Genomic DNA, 16,809 nt, shown 5'->3' with positions numbered 1-16,809 from the left:
GCCTGCGATGGGCTGCAGTGCAGCCCCAATGCGGGTTTAGAGGTCTTCTGCCAACACCTTCGCCACGCTGTCGACGAAGAAATCGACGCTTTCACGGGTGGTGCACATCGGCGGTTTGATCTTGAGGATGTTCAGGTAGTCACCGGTTGGCTGCATGAAGATCCCCAGTTCGCGCAAGCGCTCGCACAGCGCCGCGGTTTCTTCGGTGGCCGGCTCCAGTGTGCTGCGGTCGCGCACCAGTTCCAGGCCCAGGTAGAAACCGGAACCGTGCACGGCGCCCACAAGCGGATGTTTATCGACCAATGCCTGCAGCCGCGCCTTGAAGTGCCCACCGACGGTACGCGCGTTGTCCCACAGGCCTTCTTCGCCCATGACATCGAGCACGGCCATGCCGATCCGGCAACTGACCGGACTGCCGCCAGCTGACGAGAAGAAGTAGCCCTCGGCCTCCAGTGCTTCGGCGATTTCCCGACGGGTGATGACCGCGCCCAGTGGGTGGCCGTTACCCATGCCCTTGGCCATGGTGATGATGTCCGGCACCACGCCCTGTTGCTCGAAGCCCCAGAAATAATCGCCAAGGCGGCCATAGCCGACCTGCACCTCGTCGGCGATACAGGCGCCGCCCAAGGCCCGGACCTTGCCGTAGACTTGTTGCAGGTAACCCGGCGGCAAGGCGATACCGCCGGCATTACCGTACACCGGTTCACAGATGAAACCGGCCACCTGGCGCTTCTGCGCGGTCAGGCGGTCGAGGGTGGCATCGACATCGCGAACATAGTCGGCAGTGCTCTCGGCGCCCCGGTAGGCACCACGGTAGGTGTTCGGCGCCATCACCGGGTGTACCCAGTCTGGACGGGTGGTCAGGGCTTGCGGGTTGTCGGCAATGGAGGTGGAAATCGCATCGGTGGCCACCGACCAGCCGTGGTAGGCCTCCAATACGCTGAGCATGTCGCGGCCACCGCTGTAGGCCCAGGCCAGGCGGATCGCCAGGTCGTTGGCTTCGGTGCCGCTGTTGACCAGAAACACCCGGTCCATGCCTTCGGGCGCCAGTTCCAGCAGGCGCTCGGAGAACTCGGCAATGGCCGCGTAGTGGAAGCGTGAGTTGGTATTGAGCAACGACCATTGCCGCGCCGACTCGGCGACCATCCGCGGGTGACCATGACCGAGCACCGCAACGTTGTTGAGCATGTCCAGGTAGGAGCGGCCCTGCATGTCGATCAGGTAGTTGCGCCAGCCACGCTCGATCTGCGGCGGCTGCTGGTAATAGTGCTTCTGCGAACGGGCGAAACTGGCGTCACGCCGCTCAAGCAGTGCCTGGGCATCGGCCAGTGGTTCAGCGTCGCAGGCAAACCCGAGCAATGGCTGCGGCGAGGGGCATAGCGCCAGCCAGGCCTGCGCACGTGAAGGCGTGGCGAACAGTGGCGGGCACAACCCCGGTACGCGGCACAGTTGCAGCATCAGGCCGACACTGCTCTGCCCCAGCGGCTCGCCCTGCTTGAGCGCCAGGCCATCGGCCGGGGCATCGACCACGCCCCACAACCACAGGCTGACCTGCTCACCCTGCAGGCAACCACCGCCCGCCACCGCGTGCCAGACACCGGCAAACGGCGCCTGCAGGGCCGTACCCGAGGGAACCTGCAGCTCGACATGCAAGGCGCAGGTTTCGGGTTCCTGCGGGTTATCGATATGGGTACGCGACAACCGGTATTGGCCGTGCAGCGAGCAGGCCAGCCCGCTCTGGGCGCGCAGCAGCTGCTGGTCGATGCCCGGCTGCTGCCAGTTACCGGCCTGGAAATGTTCGCTGAGTACCCCGAGGTCGACGCGGGCGACAGGCTGGCCGTTCAGGCTGGGCATTAACAGCGTGGTGTTGACCAACCCCAGCGGGGCCAGATCATGACCCGCGGCCTGCAGGATCGCCGTTTCCATCAAGGCGAACGGCACGCTGGTCGCGACCTCGAAGATTTCCCACTCGTGGGCCAGGTTGTCCCGGCTGTAGGCATTGCCCGGATCGACGCTGACCTGCTGCTCTCCGCTCAGCACCAGCACGGCGGCACGGGCCACGATCATCGGCCACAGGGCCTTGAGCTCGGCTTCAGTCAGCGGGTTGACGACCTGATACGCCTGAATGGCCGGCAGGATACGCAACGGGTCGCCTTCGGCGTGGTGCAGCAGCGCCGCGCAAGTCACCGAGAGGTCGGCAATCCGCCAGGTATGCAGCAAGTCGCCAAAGTCGATCACCCCCTGCAACTGCCAGTGGCGCTGGGCATCGCGCTGCCACACGGTGTTGTCGTCGGTGATGTCCAGGTGCACGGCCTGCTGCGGCAGGTGTTCGATCAGCGGGGCCAGGTACTGCCAGGCCTCCGTGGCCGCCGCCTGCACGCGCGCCTTGCGCGGCCCTTCGACGAGTACCGGCAATAGATGCTCGATCAGCGCCGGGGCATGCCGTGGGTCCCACTGCAGGGTACGTTCCAGGCCTGGGTGGCTGAAGTCGACCAAGGCATGGTCGATGCGCGCACAGAACTCGCCCAGCTCAGCCATCAGCCGTGGCTCCAGGCGCTTGAGGCGGGTCAGCGACTGGCCTTCGATGTACTCAAGCAGGCGGGCGCGCAGGGGCTGGCCATTCAGGCTCAGCGCCAACAGGTGCTCACCGGAACGCGCCGGCACCACGCCAGGCACCGGCAACCAGCGCTCGCGCAGGTAACCCAGGGCGGCATGCTGGGCCTGAAGCTCGACCGGTGAATAATCACCGTGGCAGATCTTCAACACGTAACGACCCTGAGGGCTGTCGAGGCGAAAATTCAGGTCTTGTTGACTGCCCAGCGACTGTAACGTGCCGGTAAGCCCATAATGTTCCTGCAGCAACTGCAGGGCCTGTGATTCGCTGACATCCGGGCGCGGTAAGCTGGATCGGTGGATAAGGGTAGTAAGCGGCATGGGGCAAGCCTCGTTTTTTTTGCTGCTTATATCGCCACCGCTTCTGCCGATAAGCAAGGGAGGTGGAAAAAAAGGCCGTACCGGGTATCGTTTTCTCCGACGCCGACAGTCGCCGTACGCTGCTTGCACCCACCCGCGCCTTTACACAGGCTAGGCAGCACCCGATCAATACCCGTTTAGTCAGGAAAGGCCACTCGACATGCGTATTCTTGTTACCGGCGGTGCCGGATTCATCGGTTCGGCGCTGATTCGCCACCTGATCGAGACCACCACACATGACGTGCTCAACCTCGACAAGCTCACCTATGCCGGCAATCTGGAATCGCTGAGCAGCATCGCGACCAATACCCGTTATGAGTTCGTGCAGGCCGACATCGCTGACCGCGCCAAGGTCGACGCCGTACTGGAGCGTTTTGCTCCGCACGCGATCATGCACCTGGCCGCCGAATCGCATGTGGACCGCTCCATCGACGGCCCCGCCGCGTTCATCGAAACCAACATTGTCGGCACCTACAGCCTGCTGGAAGCCGCCCGTGCTTACTGGGCAAAGCTGCCCGCCGCCGAGCGTGAAGCCTTTCGCTTCCATCATGTGTCCACCGACGAGGTGTACGGCGATCTGCATGGGGTGGACGACCTGTTCACGGAAACCACGCCGTACGCCCCCAGCTCGCCCTACTCGGCCAGCAAGGCGGCCTCGGACCATCTGGTACGTGCCTGGCACCGAACCTACGGTTTGCCGGTACTGCTCAGCAACTGCTCGAACAACTATGGGCCGTTCCAGTTCCCGGAAAAGCTCATTCCGCTGACGATCCTCAACGCCTTGGCGGGCAGACCGCTGCCGGTCTACGGCAACGGCCTGCAAGTGCGTGACTGGCTGTTCGTCGAGGACCATGCCCGCGCCCTGCTGCAGGTGCTGTGCGCCGGTCAGGTCGGTGAGACGTACAACATCGGCGGGCACAATGAACAGAAGAATATCGATGTGGTGCGCAGCATCTGCGCCCTGCTTGAAGAACTGGCACCCGATCATCCGGCCGGGGTAAACCACTACGCCGACCTGATCAGCTTCGTCCAGGACCGTCCCGGGCACGATCAGCGCTACGCCATCGACGCCAGCAAAATCCAGCGTGAGCTGGGCTGGACCCCGGCCGAAACCTTCCAGAGCGGGCTGCGCAAGACCGTGCAGTGGTACCTGGATAACAGTGAGTGGTGCCAACATGTTCAGGATGGCAGCTATCAAGGCCAGCGCCTGGGCAACAGCGATTTCAAGGACCTGATTGCATGACCAAAGGTATCGTTCTGGCAGGCGGCTCCGGCACTCGCCTGCACCCCATTACCCTGGGGCTTTCCAAACAACTGCTACCGGTCTACGACAAGCCGATGATCTACTACCCGATCTCGGTACTGATGCTGGCCGGTATCCGCGAGATTCTGATCATCTCCACCCCGCAGGACCTGCCGCAGTACCGTCAACTGCTGGGTGACGGTAGCCAGTTCGGCGTCCAGTTCAGCTATGCCGAACAGCCCTCGCCGGACGGCCTGGCACAGGCCTTCCTGATTGGCGAAGCGTTCATTGGCAACGACTCGGTGTGCCTGATCCTCGGCGACAACATTTTCCACGGCCAGCGGTTTACCGAACAACTGCAACGCGCCGCCAGCCACAGCAGCGGTGCAACGGTGTTTGGTTACTGGGTCAAAGACCCGGAGCGCTTCGGCGTGATCGAGTACAACGAACAAGGCCAGGCCCTGTCGATCGAGGAAAAGCCGACGCAGCCCAAGTCCAGCTATGCCGTGACCGGCCTGTACTTCTACGATAACGACGTGATCGAGATCGCCAAGGGCATTACCCCCTCGGCCCGTGGCGAGCTGGAGATCACCGACGTCAACAACGCTTACCTGAAACGGGGTGACTTGCGCGTAGAGCGCTTCGGGCGTGGCTTTGCCTGGCTCGATACCGGTACCCACGACAGCCTGCTGGAAGCCTCGCAATACGTGCAGACCATTGAGCACCGCCAGGGTCTGAAAGTGGCCTGCCTGGAAGAGATCGCCTTCCAGCAGGGCTGGATCGACGAGGCGCACCTGCTTGAACGTGCCAACGCTTTTGGCAAGACCGGCTACGGCCAGTACCTCTACAGCCTGACCCGAGAGAACCGATGGAAGTAATCACCACTGACCTGCCCGAGGTACTGATCCTGGAGCCGAAGGTGTTCGGCGATGCCCGCGGTTTTTTCTACGAAAGCTTCAATGCCCGGGCCTTCGAAACGCAGACAGGGGTCACCACAGCCTTCGTTCAGGACAACCATTCCCGTTCACAGCGCGGCGTACTGCGCGGCCTGCATTACCAACTGGAAAACCCCCAGGGCAAACTGGTGCGGGTCGTACAGGGCGAGGTGCTCGATGTGTGCGTGGATATCCGCCGCAGTTCGCCAGCCTTTGGCCGCTGGGTCGCGGTGCATTTGTCTGCCGAAAACAAACGTCAGATGTGGATACCGGAAGGCTTCGCCCACGGTTTCGTGGTGTTGAGCGACAGTGCGGAGTTCCTCTACAAGACCACCGATTATTACAACCCGGCCGCCGAACGCTGCATCCGCTGGGACGACCCGGACCTGGCCATCGACTGGCAACTGCAACAGGAACCACTGTTGTCGGCCAAGGACCAGGCCGGTAAATCGCTGAAAGAGGCAGAACTGTTTCCATGACCGCTGCTCCATTGAACACGCTGATCATCGGCCAACACGGTCAGGTGGCGCGCGAACTGCAACTGCAGCTGGCCCCGCTCGGCACCCTGCACGTACTGGGCCGCGATGCACTCGACCTGGCGCATCCGGAGCAGATCCGTCAGCAGGTGCGCACCTTGGCACCGGACCTGATCATCAACGCCGCCGCCCACACCGCAGTCGATCAGGCGGAAGTCGAGCAAGCCCTGGCCTTTGCGGTCAACGCCCACGCCCCCGGGGTACTCGCTGAAGAGGCCGCGCGGCTGGGCATCCCGTTGATTCACTACTCCACCGACTACGTCTTCGATGGCCGCAAGGCCACGCCCTACAACGAAGACGACACGCCCAACCCGCTGAGCGTCTACGGCCGCAGCAAGCTGGCTGGCGAGCAGGCGATCCGAGACGTCGCTGGCCAGCACCTGATCCTGCGCACCAGTTGGGTGTACTCGCAGCATGGGCGCAATTTCCTGCTGACCATGCAGCGGTTGCTGCAGGAAAAACCCGAGCTGCGCGTGGTTGCCGATCAGATCGGTGCACCGACCTGGGCGGCTACCATCGCCCGCAGCACCCGCGCCCTGATCGAGCATTGGCAGGCTGGCCAGGCGGGTGCCTGGGGCACCTATCACCTGACCGCGCAAGGCGAGACATCCTGGTTCGGTTTTGCCCAGGCCATCGCCGCGCACCTCCAGGCCCAAGGCAAGCACTGTGCCCGGCTAGTGCCCATCCCCACCTGCGAGTACCCGACACCGGCCCAGCGCCCACTCAACTCGCGCCTGGACTGCAGTCGCCTGCAGCAGCAATGGCAGGTCAGCCAGCCAGACTGGCAGCAAGCACTGATCGACTGCCTGAAGTAGCGCATAATGCGCCAGACTCCATCGGCGCATTTGCAATGACCATGACCCCGACCGTTCCCCGTCGTCCACGCTGGCGCAGCCTGGCCATCGTCGCCTTGTTCCTCGCCCCACTGCTCTTGCCGCTGCAACACCTGGCCGAGCGTTACTATCAGGACGAGCTGGCCGGGCAAAATCGCCAGACCCTCGACCTGTACGTGGCAAACCTGCTGGGTACCCTGCACCGTTATGAAACCCTGCCGCAAATCCTCGGTGACCTGCCAGCCCTGCGTGCGGTGCTCAAGGACCCGATGCGCCTGGAAACCCTGACCAACGCCAACCGTCTGCTCAAGGACATCAGCACCCAGACCGGTGCCGAAGTGATGTACCTGATGGACACCAACGGCAACACCCTGGCAGCGTCCAACTGGGACAAGCGCGACACCTTCGTTGGCCGTAACTTTGCCTTCCGCCCGTATTTCAGCGATGCCCTTACCGGACGCCTGGGGCGCTTTTTCGGCCAAGGCACCACCTCGGCCAAACGCGGTTACTTCTTTGCAGGTGCCGTGCGCGATGGCGAGCGCGTGATCGGCGCACTGGTGGTCAAGGTCGACCTGGACCACACCGAAACGCTCTGGGGCAAAACCCCGGAACAACTGCTGCTGACCGACCAGAACGGCGTGGTTATTCTGACCTCCCGTCCGGACTGGCGCTTCCGTGCCACCCGGCCACTGACCGATACCGAGCGCGCCGCCATTGCCGCGATCCAGCCCTACCCGACGCTGACGCCCCAACCCCTGAACCTCGACCCCAAAGCCTGGCTGATCCAGACCCGAACCATCGAGGAAACCGGCTGGCAGGTGAGCATCCTTGCCCCACGCACCCTGATCGACCGTTCGGTACGCACGGTGCTGGCCATCGGCGGCGCCACGCTGCTGGTGTTGATGCTGCTGCTTGGGCTGATCATGCAGCGGCGGCGGCACTACATGGACCGAATCGCCTTCGAGGCCCGCGCCCGCCAGGAACTGGAACAACGGGTCATTGAGCGAACCGCCGACCTTGAAGGCCTGAACAGCCGGCTGAAAAACGAAGTGCTGGAGCGCGAGCAGGCGCAACAGGAACTGGTCCGTGCGCAGGATGAACTGGTTCAGGCCGGCAAGCTGTCGGTGCTCGGCACGATGTCGGCGAGCATCAGCCATGAGCTCAATCAACCGCTGGCGGCCATCCGCAGTTATGCCGAAAACGCCGAGATCCTGCTCGACCATCAGCGCACCGAAGAAGCCCGCAGCAACCTCAAGCTGATCGCTGAACTGACCGGGCGCATGGCCTCGATCATCGCCCACCTGCGCGCCTTTGCCCGGCGCGACCGGCACGCCCCCGAGAGCGTGGCCCTGCAACCGGCCCTGGACGATGCCCTGGCCCTGCTGGCCAAACGGCGCCGGGCAATGGCCGTGGAGCTGGTGCGTGACCTGCCAGAGGCCACCCTGTGGGTACAGGCCGGTGAAACCCGCTTGCGCCAGGTGCTCGGCAACCTGCTGGCCAACGCCCTCGACGCGCTGACCGAGAAGGCCAACCCGCGCAAGCTGTGGCTAAGTGCCGAACGCAAGGACGACAACGTCTACCTGTACATTCGCGACAACGGCCCGGGGTTCAGCAGCGAAGCCATGGCCCGTGCCCGTGAACCATTCTTCACCACCAAGACCCGTACCCAGGGCCTTGGCCTGGGGCTGGCGATCTGCGATACCTTGATGCGTGCGCTGGGTGGCGAACTGCTGCTGGCCAACCACCCGGAGGGTGGCGCATTGCTGACCCTGAAACTGCGCGTAGCCAAACCCGGCGCCAACCTGCAAACCTCGGAGGATCCATCGGCATGACGACCGAGCCGCTCATCGATAGCCGCACACAGGTGATTCTGGTCGATGACGACCCGCACTTGCGTCAGGCGCTGAGCCAGACCCTCGACCTCGCCGGCCTCAAGGTCATGTCCCTGAGCGATGCCCAAGGCTTGGCCCAACGTATCGAAGCCGATTGGCCGGGGGTAGTCGTAAGCGATATTCGCATGCCAGGCATCGACGGCCTGCAACTGCTCGAACAGTTGCATGGGCAGGACCCGGAGTTACCCGTGCTGCTGATTACCGGCCACGGCGACGTACCGCTGGCCGTCCAGGCCATGCGTGCCGGCGCCTACGATTTTCTGGAAAAACCCTTCGCCAGCGATGCCCTGCTCGACAGCGTGCGCCGGGCCTTGGCCCTGCGCCGCCTGATACTGGACAACCGCAGCCTGCGCCTGGCCCTCAGCGATCGCCAGGCATTGAGCGCCCGGCTGGTCGGGCAATCGGCACCGATGCTGCGCCTGCGTGAGCAGATTGGCGCACTGGCCCCGACCCGCGCCGACGTGTTGATCCTCGGCGAAACCGGCGCCGGCAAGGAAGTCGTCGCCCGTGCCCTGCACGACCTGTCGAGCCGCCGCGACGGCCCGTTCGTGGCGATCAATGCCGGCGCGCTGGCAGAGTCGGTGGTCGAAAGCGAGCTGTTCGGCCATGAACCCGGCGCCTTCACCGGGGCGCAGAAACGCCGCATTGGCAAATTCGAGTTCGCCAACGGCGGCACACTGTTCCTCGACGAAATCGAGAGCATGAGCCTGGATGTTCAGGTCAAGTTGCTGCGCCTGCTGCAAGAACGAGTGGTCGAGCGCCTGGGCGGCAACCAGCAGATTCCGCTGGATATCCGGGTCATCGCAGCCACCAAGGAAGACCTGCGCCAGGCCGCCGATCAGGGCCGCTTCCGGGCCGACCTGTACTACCGCCTGAACGTCGCGCCGCTGCGTATTCCACCGCTGCGCGAACGCGGCGAAGACATTTTGCTGTTGTTCCAGCATTTTGCCGACGCGGCCAGCCAGCGCCACGGCCTGCCCGGCCATGCCCTGCAACCGGCGCAGCGCGCCCTGCTCATGCGCCATGCCTGGCCAGGCAACGTGCGCGAACTGCAGAACGCGGCGGAACGTTTCGCCCTCGGCCTTGAGCTGGCCCTGGACGGCGACAGCCACAGCGAACCGCTGGCCGCCAACCCGGTGCTGGGCAGCGGCAATTTGAGTGAGCAGGTCGAGCACTTCGAGCGCTCGCTGATCGCCGCCGAGCTGGCCCGTTCGCACAGCTCACTGCGCAGCCTGGCCGAGGCCCTGGGTATCCCGCGCAAAACCCTGCACGACAAGTTGCGCAAGCATGGCCTGAATTTCGCCGACAGCCACAGCAGCGGCACTGATGATCTTGAGGAGAACCGCCCGTGACCACCGACAACCAGTACCTGGAAGCCCTCCTGCACCACGACATCCCCCTTACCCGGGAAATGGGCTTGCAGGTACTTGATTGGCAACAACAGCGCCTGCGCCTGCAGTTGCCGCTGGCCGCCAACGTCAATCACAAGAGCACCATGTTTGGCGGCAGCCTGTATTGCGCCGCCGTGCTGGTCGGTTGGGGCTGGTTGCACATGCGCTTGCGCGAGGCCGGCATCGACGACGGCCATATCGTCATTCAGGAAGGTCAGATCAACTATCCAGTGCCCGTCACCGGTGCAGCCATCGCTCAATGCGAGGCGCCTGATGAGAAGGTCTGGAACAAGTTCATCGCCACTTACCAGCGCTATGGCCGGGCCCGCCTGAACCTGAACACCCAGGTTCGCAACGCCGGCAGCGAAGAGGATGCCGTGCGTTTCAGCGGGCAGTACGTATTACATCGCTGAGGCGAGCTTGAGCAGGTCGTTGCGCCACGCCGCAGCGGCCGGCAACGCCAGGAAAAACGCATTGAGTAACGATTCACGCGGCGGGTAGCTGAAGACCTGGCCATCGAGGCCCAAGACTTCACCACCGGCGCCCTCCAGCACACCTTGGGCTGCTGCCGTATCCCACTGCGAGGTCGGCGCCAGGCGCGGGTAACAATCCGCGCTGCCCTCGGCCAGCAAGCAGAACTTCAACGAACTGCCGATATTGGCCAGTTGCAACTCGCCCAGCGTGCCGCTGAGCCCTGCCAACAAGTGTTCCTGCTGTGGGCTGGTATGACGGCGACTGGCGACCACGGTAAAGCTTTCACCCGCCGGTGGCGCCAGACGAACCTGAATCGGCTGCGCCTCGCCTCCGCGTTCGGAGCGCCAGGCGCCGAGCGCTTTACCACCGAAATAGCAGCGGCCACTGGTCGGCATGGCGACCACACCGAACAGCACTTGCCCCTGTTCAATCAGTGCGATGTTGACGGTGAATTCTTCGCTGCCTGCGATGAATTCCTTGGTACCGTCCAGCGGGTCGACCAGCCACCAGCGCTGCCAGGTCTGACGTTTGCTCAAGGGAATATCGCAATCCTCTTCGGACAGCACCGGAATCTCCGGGGCCAGCGCTTGTAGCCCACTGGCAATCACTTGATGCGCGGCCATATCCGCAGCCGTCACCGGCGAGGCATCAGCCTTGGCAGTCACCGCAACATTGACCCGCCAGAACGGCAGAATGGCATCCCCTGCCAGACGGGCCAGATCGACGACCTCAGCCATCATCGCGTTCAGGTTCAATTCGCTCATGGGACAAATACCCCACGCTGGGTCAGCAGGTCGCGCGCCAGGTACAACGCCGCCAGCGCTCGCCCTTCGGAAAACTGCGGATGCTGTGCCAGCGAGGCCAGATCACGCAGGTTGACCTTATCAACCCGCATCGGCTCCGGCTCATCGCCCTCAAGGCGCTCTTCATAGAGGTCGCTGGCCAGCACCACCTGGATTTTCTGGCTCATGTAGCCCGGCGACAACGACAGTTCGGTCAGGTGCTCCAGTTGCCGAGCACCGAAGCCGGCCTCTTCCTTGAGCTCACGGTCGGCCGCAGCCAACACGTCTTCGCCCGGCTCGATCAGGCCCTTGGGCAACGACAGTTCGTACTCGTCGGTGCCGCCGCAGTACTCCTCAACCAACACCGCGTGTTCGGCATCGAGCATCGCCACGATCATCACCGCACCATACCCGTTGCCGCGCCCGACTAATCGCTCATAGGTGCGCTCGGCACCGTTGGCAAAGCGCAGTTGCACCGCTTCGACACGAAATAGACGGCTGCTGGCGACAATCTCGCGAGCAAGGACTGTGGGTTTCTGGCGCATGGGTGGCGGCTCCTTGGCGTGAACGCGGTACTATACCGTGGCTTGCCCGGCCACTGCGCCCGACTGACCGAGAATCTTTCATGCCTGCCCTGAACTGGCGCGACATCGATACCGTTCTACTCGATATGGACGGCACCCTGCTCGACCTGCATTACGACAACCACTTCTGGCTCGAACACCTGCCGCAGCGCTATGCCGAACTGCATGGGGTGAGCCGGGCCATGGCCGAACTGGAACTGCAGCCGTTGTTTGAAAAGAACGCCGGCTCGCTGAACTGGTACTGCCTGGATTTCTGGAGTGCAGAGCTGAACCTGCCGATTCGCGAACTGAAGCTGGAAACCGCGAACCTGATCGCCCTGCGCCCGGATGCCGACGTGTTCCTCGCGGCTATCCGCGATGCCGGCAAGCGGGTGGTACTGATCACCAACGCCCACCGCGATTCGCTCTCGGTGAAACTGGAACGGGTGGCACTGGCGCCGTATTTCGAGCGCCTGATCAGCTCCCATGACTACGGTTTTCCCAAGGAAGACCCACAGTTCTGGAGTGCCCTGCAGGCCGACATCAACTTCGACCCGGCGCGCAGCCTGTTCATCGACGACACCCTGGCGATCCTGCGCAGCGCCCAGTCCTTTGGTGTTGCACACCTGCTTGCGGTGCGCCAGCCCGACAGCCGTAAAGGCCCACGGGACACCCAGGAGTTCGCGGCACTGGACGACTATCGGACGTTGCTCGAAGGGCTCAGTTAGAATGCCTCGCCTGCCCTGTGCCGTGGAGCGCCGATGGACATCAAACAGCTGAAATTCCTGATCGCCCTGGATGAAACCCGCCACTTCGGCCAAGCGGCCGCGTTGTGCCATGTAACCCAGCCAACCCTGTCGATGCGCCTGCGCAACCTGGAGCAGGAACTGGGTTTGGCCCTGGTCAATCGTGGTCAGCGCTTCGAGGGGTTCACCGCCCAGGGTGAACGGGTGCTGGCCTGGGCCCGTTCGGTACTGGCCGCCTACGATGGCTTGTACGCCGAAGCGGCTGCCTGCCGGGGGCATCTGGTCGGTACCCTGCGCCTGGGCGTGGTGCCGCTGTCGAGCTTCGACCCGCTGCCACTGCTGCAGCGCCTGCACAGCCAGCATCCTCAACTGTGCTTTGAACTGAGCGCACTCAGCTCCGAGCAGATTCTGGAGCAGTTGGCGAGTAACCGGCTTGACCTCGGCGTGTCGTACCTCGAACGGCTGGATAACGAACGTTTCGAGTCCCTGGCGCTGGGCGACACACGCATGGGCCTGCTGTATGACCCGGCGTACTTCAATTTCGACGATCAGCCCCTCAGTTGGCAGGCATTGACCGAACTGCCTTTGGGCCTGCTCACCGCCGGCATGCACTTTCGTCAGTCAATCGACCACAACTTCCACAGCCGTGGCCTGAACCCGCAACCGCTGCTGCAGACCGATGCCGTGCATCAACTGGTACAAGCGGTGAACGGTGGCCTGTGTTGCGCAATCATGCCGCTGGCCACCGGCCTGGAAGCCTTGACCGAGCGCCTGCGCCTGCAGCCCATCGAGCAAGCCAGCACCCTGGCACCGCTGGGCCTGATCATGCGCCGCAGCGCACCGCGCTCGGCCTTGGCCGAGGCCTGCTTCAACGAGTACCGCCACATGCAGGACGAGGTTTGATCGACCCGCTCTATCACGGCATCAGTATTAGCGATTAGACGATACCTGAGCGCAGGCCTAGGCTTAAGACTGATCAGCCGCCGGTACCTGTGCCATGACCCTAAAACGCCCCACTTGCGCGGCGACCACTGAGCTGGTGACGCCAGCGGCCAGCAACGACTACGCGTTCCACGACCTCGAAGACAGCACGCCGACCTACACCGCACTGGCCGAGGAAGTGGCTTTGGCGATTGCCTATAACGGCATCAGCCAGGCGGTCATGCTGGTCAGCCCCACCGACCTTGAAGACTTCATCGTTGGCTTCAGCATCGGTAGCGGCATCGCCGAGGCCAGTGAGATTTATGACATCACGCTCAGCGGCAGCGGCTCAGCCCTGCACGCGGAGGTTGAGATCGCCAGCCGGGCGTTCTGGAACCTCAAGAACCAACGTCGGCAACTGGCCGGTACCAGCGGTTGCGGCCTGTGTGGAGTCGAGGCATTGGAGCAGGCACTGCCCGAGCTCAAGGTATTGCCCGGCGCACCCTTGCCACCGGCCGCCTGGCTGGTCGACCTGCGCCAGCGCATCAGTGCCTTCCAGCCGCTGGGCCAACACTGTGGCGCGGTGCATGCTGCGCTGTTCATGGACGCCAACGGCGAACTGCTGTTGGGCCGCGAAGATATAGGTCGGCACAACGCCCTCGACAAACTGATCGGGGCTCTTGTACGCCAACGCATCGCCACCAAGGGTGGCCTGGCCATTGTCACCAGCCGCTGCAGCCTGGAGCTGATCCAGAAGGTGCTGCGTGCCGGCATCCAGACGCTGGTCAGCCTGTCTGCTCCGACCGGCCTGGCCCTGCAATGGGCCCGCCAACACAACCTCAACCTTATTCACCTGCCACAACGTAGTGCGCCGCGGGTCTACAGCCCTGCGCGGGAGAACCGAACGTGAACCTGCCCCATCAAGTCGACCAGAAACCTGTTCCACGCTACAAGCCTTACCGCGGCGCCGCGGGTGGCTGGGGCGCACTGCGCAGCGTGGCACAAGCCTGGATTGGCAGTGACAACGCGCTGAAAAACATCCGTGCGTTGCTCAAGACCAACCAGAATGGCGGCCTCGACTGCCCAGGCTGCGCCTGGGGTGACTCGCCGGAAAGCGGCATGGTCAAGTTCTGCGAGAACGGCGCCAAGGCAGTGAACTGGGAAGCGACCAAACGCCGGGTCGATGCTGCATTCTTCGCCCGCCACAGCGTCACCTCACTGCTGCAGCAAAGCGATTACTGGCTTGAGTACCAGGGCCGGCTCACCGAACCGATGAGCTACAACCCCACAACCGACCGCTACCAGCCCATCAGCTGGGAGGCCGCCTTCGCCCTGATCGCCCGACACCTGCAGAACCTGGCAAGCCCGGATCAGGCCGAGTTCTACACCTCGGGCCGCGCCAGCAACGAAGCGGCATTTCTCTACCAGCTGTTCGTTCGTGCCTACGGCACCAACAACTTTCCAGACTGCTCGAACATGTGCCACGAAGCCAGCGGTGTGGCATTGGGGCAAAGTGTCGGCGTCGGCAAAGGCACGGTGACCTTCGACGATTTCGAGCATGCCGAGGCGATCTTCGTCTGGGGCCAGAACCCAGGCACTAACCACCCCCGGATGCTTGAGCCGCTGCGCGAAGCGGTCAAGCGGGGGGCTCAGGTCGTCTGCATAAACCCGCTCAAGGAACGCGGCCTGGAGCGCTTCCAGCACCCGCAGCACCCCTTGGAGATGCTCACCAACGGTGACCGTCCAACCAACACGGCGTACTTCCGTCCGGCCCTGGGCGGCGACATGGCAGTACTGCGCGGCATGGCCAAGTACCTGTTGCAGTGGGAACGCGAAGCCCAGGCCAGCGGTGCACCAGCGGTGTTCGACCACGCCTTCATCGCGCAACACAGCGCCGGTGTCGACGACTACCTGGCAACGGTCGAGGCCACGCCCTGGGAACAGATCGAGGCACAGTCGGGCCTGAGCCTTGCCGAGATCGAACAGGCGGCGCAGATGTACCGCAAGGCTGGCAAGGTCATCATGTGCTGGGCCATGGGCATCACACAGCACCGACATTCAGTGGCAACCATTCAGGAAATCGCCAACCTGATGCTGCTGCGCGGCAACCTTGGTGTACCGGGTGCTGGCCTGTGCCCGGTGCGTGGCCACAGCAACGTGCAGGGCGACCGCACCATGGGCATCAACGAGCGCCCACCGGTGGCGTTGCTCGACGCACTGGAAAAGCGCTTCGGTTTCAAGGTGCCTCGGCACAACGGCCACAACACTGTCGAAGCCATTGGCGCAATGCTCGCCGGTCAGGCCAAGGTGTTCATCGGTTTGGGCGGCAACTTCGCCCAAGCCACGCCAGACACCGAGCGCACCGCCCAAGCCCTGCGCAACTGCGCACTGACCGTGCAGATCAGCACCAAGCTCAACCGCAGCCATCTGATCCACGGCAAGGACGCGCTGATCCTGCCATGCCTGGGACGCACTGACATCGACCTGCAGGCCGAAGGCGCCCAGGCGGTCACGGTGGAAGATTCGTTCAGCATGGTGCATGCCTCCAATGGTCAACTGCAGCCGTTGTCGCGGCAGATGCGCTCGGAGCCTGCGGTCATCGCCGGCATCGCTGCGGCCACCCTCGGCGCACAGCCGGTAGACTGGCACTGGCTGGTGGCCGATTATGCACGCATCCGCGAGCTGATCAGCCAGACCATCCCGGGGTTCGAGGACTTCAACCAGCGCCTGGCACGCCCCGGCGGTTTCTACCTGGGCAACAGCGCCAGCCAGCGCCAATGGAATACCGCCAGTGGCAAAGCCAACTTCAAGGCCAACGCCCTGCCCGATGATTTGTTGCATGAATGTGTGCGCGCCAGCGGCCAGGTACCGGACCTGATCATGCAGTCGATGCGCTCGCACGATCAGTACAACACCACGATCTATGGCCTGGACGACCGCTACCGTGGCGTGAAAGGCCAACGCGATGTGTTGTTCGCCAACGAGGCCGACATCATTCGCCTGGGCTTCCGTCCGGGGCAGAAGGTGGATATCGTGTCGCTCTGGAGTGATGAGCGTGAGCGTCGGGTCAAAGGCTTCACCCTGCTCGCCTTCGACATCCCCGCCGGGCAGGCAGCAGCCTATTACCCCGAGGTGAACCCACTGGTGCCACTGGAAAGCGTCGGCGATGACAGCCACACGCCAACCTCGAAATTCATCGCGATCAAGCTGCTCGCAGCCAGCGAGACGGCACGAATCATCTGACCGGTTTACGCCCACAAAAAAGGCCCTGACAACACTGCCAGGGCCTTTCCCGAAGTAGCTCAGACACGCGAAATTCGAGAAAGTTTCAGCTAAAAAACAGTAACTTATCGATTTGTGCACAAGTCGTGTTACTCGTCGGATTTCCGTTGCCAGCCCCATCCCAGAGCCTCAGGATCGCCTCGTCATCCCTCTGAGGCTCTCTTAGGGAAGGTCTTATATGGACGCCTCCCGGAGCTCAATAGGTAGCCATGCTGGCGCGTAGGTAGGAGCAGTCTTA

The 16,809-nt window shown here is 63.3% G+C and carries 14 protein-coding genes; 11 read left to right on the top strand and 3 right to left on the bottom strand.

Annotated elements, in window-relative coordinates; genetic code table 11:
* Positions 1-36 precede the first annotated feature (36 nt).
* Positions 37-2,934: an aminotransferase gene (locus tag CYD26_RS22100; protein ID WP_178081730.1), complete on the bottom strand. Its 2,898-nt coding sequence runs from the start codon at positions 2,932-2,934 to the stop codon at positions 37-39.
* Positions 2,935-3,133: 199 nt separating this feature from the next.
* Between CYD26_RS22100 and rfbB the strand changes: the two genes are divergently transcribed.
* The 7 genes from rfbB to CYD26_RS22065 are packed head-to-tail and all read left to right on the top strand — an operon-like array spanning position 3,134 to position 10,216.
* Positions 3,134-4,216 carry a dTDP-glucose 4,6-dehydratase gene (gene rfbB / locus CYD26_RS22095; RefSeq protein WP_102053664.1) on the top strand — a complete coding sequence of 361 codons (1,083 nt, stop codon included), beginning with the start codon at positions 3,134-3,136 and terminating at the stop codon, positions 4,214-4,216.
* On the top strand, positions 4,213-5,094 hold the full coding sequence (gene rfbA / locus CYD26_RS22090; RefSeq protein WP_099776200.1) for a glucose-1-phosphate thymidylyltransferase RfbA: 882 nt from the start codon (positions 4,213-4,215) through the stop codon (positions 5,092-5,094). Before rfbB ends, rfbA begins: the two co-directional genes overlap by 4 nt.
* Entirely contained in the window at positions 5,085-5,630 is a 546-nt protein-coding gene (gene rfbC / locus CYD26_RS22085; protein WP_102053663.1) for a dTDP-4-dehydrorhamnose 3,5-epimerase, read from the top strand. Before rfbA ends, rfbC begins: the two co-directional genes overlap by 10 nt.
* Positions 5,627-6,502, top strand: a complete 876-nt coding sequence (gene rfbD, locus CYD26_RS22080) for a dTDP-4-dehydrorhamnose reductase (protein WP_102053662.1) — start codon at positions 5,627-5,629, stop codon at positions 6,500-6,502. Before rfbC ends, rfbD begins: the two co-directional genes overlap by 4 nt.
* A gap of 35 nt (positions 6,503-6,537) precedes the next feature.
* Complete coding sequence (locus tag CYD26_RS22075) at positions 6,538-8,352, top strand: ATP-binding protein (protein ID WP_102053661.1); 1,815 nt, start codon at positions 6,538-6,540, stop codon at positions 8,350-8,352.
* Entirely contained in the window at positions 8,349-9,764 is a 1,416-nt protein-coding gene (locus CYD26_RS22070) for a sigma-54 dependent transcriptional regulator (RefSeq protein ID WP_102053660.1), read from the top strand. The genes CYD26_RS22075 and CYD26_RS22070 overlap by 4 nt, the downstream gene beginning before the upstream one ends.
* Entirely contained in the window at positions 9,761-10,216 is a 456-nt protein-coding gene (locus CYD26_RS22065) for a YiiD C-terminal domain-containing protein (protein WP_065761081.1), read from the top strand. Before CYD26_RS22070 ends, CYD26_RS22065 begins: the two co-directional genes overlap by 4 nt.
* On the opposite strand, the gene cysQ is transcribed toward CYD26_RS22065, so the two are convergent.
* The gene (gene cysQ / locus CYD26_RS22060) at positions 10,205-11,041 is read right to left on the bottom strand and encodes a 3'(2'),5'-bisphosphate nucleotidase CysQ (RefSeq protein WP_102053659.1); all 837 of its coding nucleotides are present in this window, start codon (positions 11,039-11,041) and stop codon (positions 10,205-10,207) included. The genes CYD26_RS22065 and cysQ overlap by 12 nt on opposite strands.
* The gene (nudE, locus tag CYD26_RS22055) at positions 11,038-11,604 is read right to left on the bottom strand and encodes an ADP compounds hydrolase NudE (protein WP_065761083.1); all 567 of its coding nucleotides are present in this window, start codon (positions 11,602-11,604) and stop codon (positions 11,038-11,040) included. Before nudE ends, cysQ begins: the two co-directional genes overlap by 4 nt.
* Positions 11,605-11,684: 80 nt before the next feature.
* Between nudE and yrfG the strand changes: the two genes are divergently transcribed.
* The 4 genes from yrfG to CYD26_RS22035 all read left to right on the top strand — a co-directional run bounded on the left by yrfG (position 11,685) and on the right by CYD26_RS22035 (position 16,532).
* On the top strand, positions 11,685-12,350 hold the full coding sequence (gene yrfG / locus CYD26_RS22050) for a GMP/IMP nucleotidase (RefSeq protein WP_102053658.1): 666 nt from the start codon (positions 11,685-11,687) through the stop codon (positions 12,348-12,350).
* Positions 12,351-12,383: 33 nt separating this feature from the next.
* The gene (locus CYD26_RS22045; protein ID WP_102053657.1) at positions 12,384-13,271 is read left to right on the top strand and encodes a LysR family transcriptional regulator; all 888 of its coding nucleotides are present in this window, start codon (positions 12,384-12,386) and stop codon (positions 13,269-13,271) included.
* A gap of 94 nt (positions 13,272-13,365) precedes the next feature.
* On the top strand, positions 13,366-14,199 hold the full coding sequence (fdhD, locus tag CYD26_RS22040; protein WP_102053656.1) for a formate dehydrogenase accessory sulfurtransferase FdhD: 834 nt from the start codon (positions 13,366-13,368) through the stop codon (positions 14,197-14,199).
* A gap of 2 nt (positions 14,200-14,201) precedes the next feature.
* Positions 14,202-16,532: an FdhF/YdeP family oxidoreductase gene (locus CYD26_RS22035; RefSeq protein ID WP_371917260.1), complete on the top strand. Its 2,331-nt coding sequence runs from the start codon at positions 14,202-14,204 to the stop codon at positions 16,530-16,532.
* Positions 16,533-16,809 lie beyond the last annotated feature (277 nt).

It is taken from the genome of Pseudomonas sp. FFUP_PS_473 (assembly GCF_002858665.1).
In the GTDB taxonomy this organism is placed as follows: Bacteria; Pseudomonadota; Gammaproteobacteria; order Pseudomonadales; family Pseudomonadaceae; genus Aquipseudomonas; species Aquipseudomonas defluvii.
Note: the sequence above shows the minus strand (reverse complement) of the source record. Positions and strands in the feature narration are given on the sequence as shown.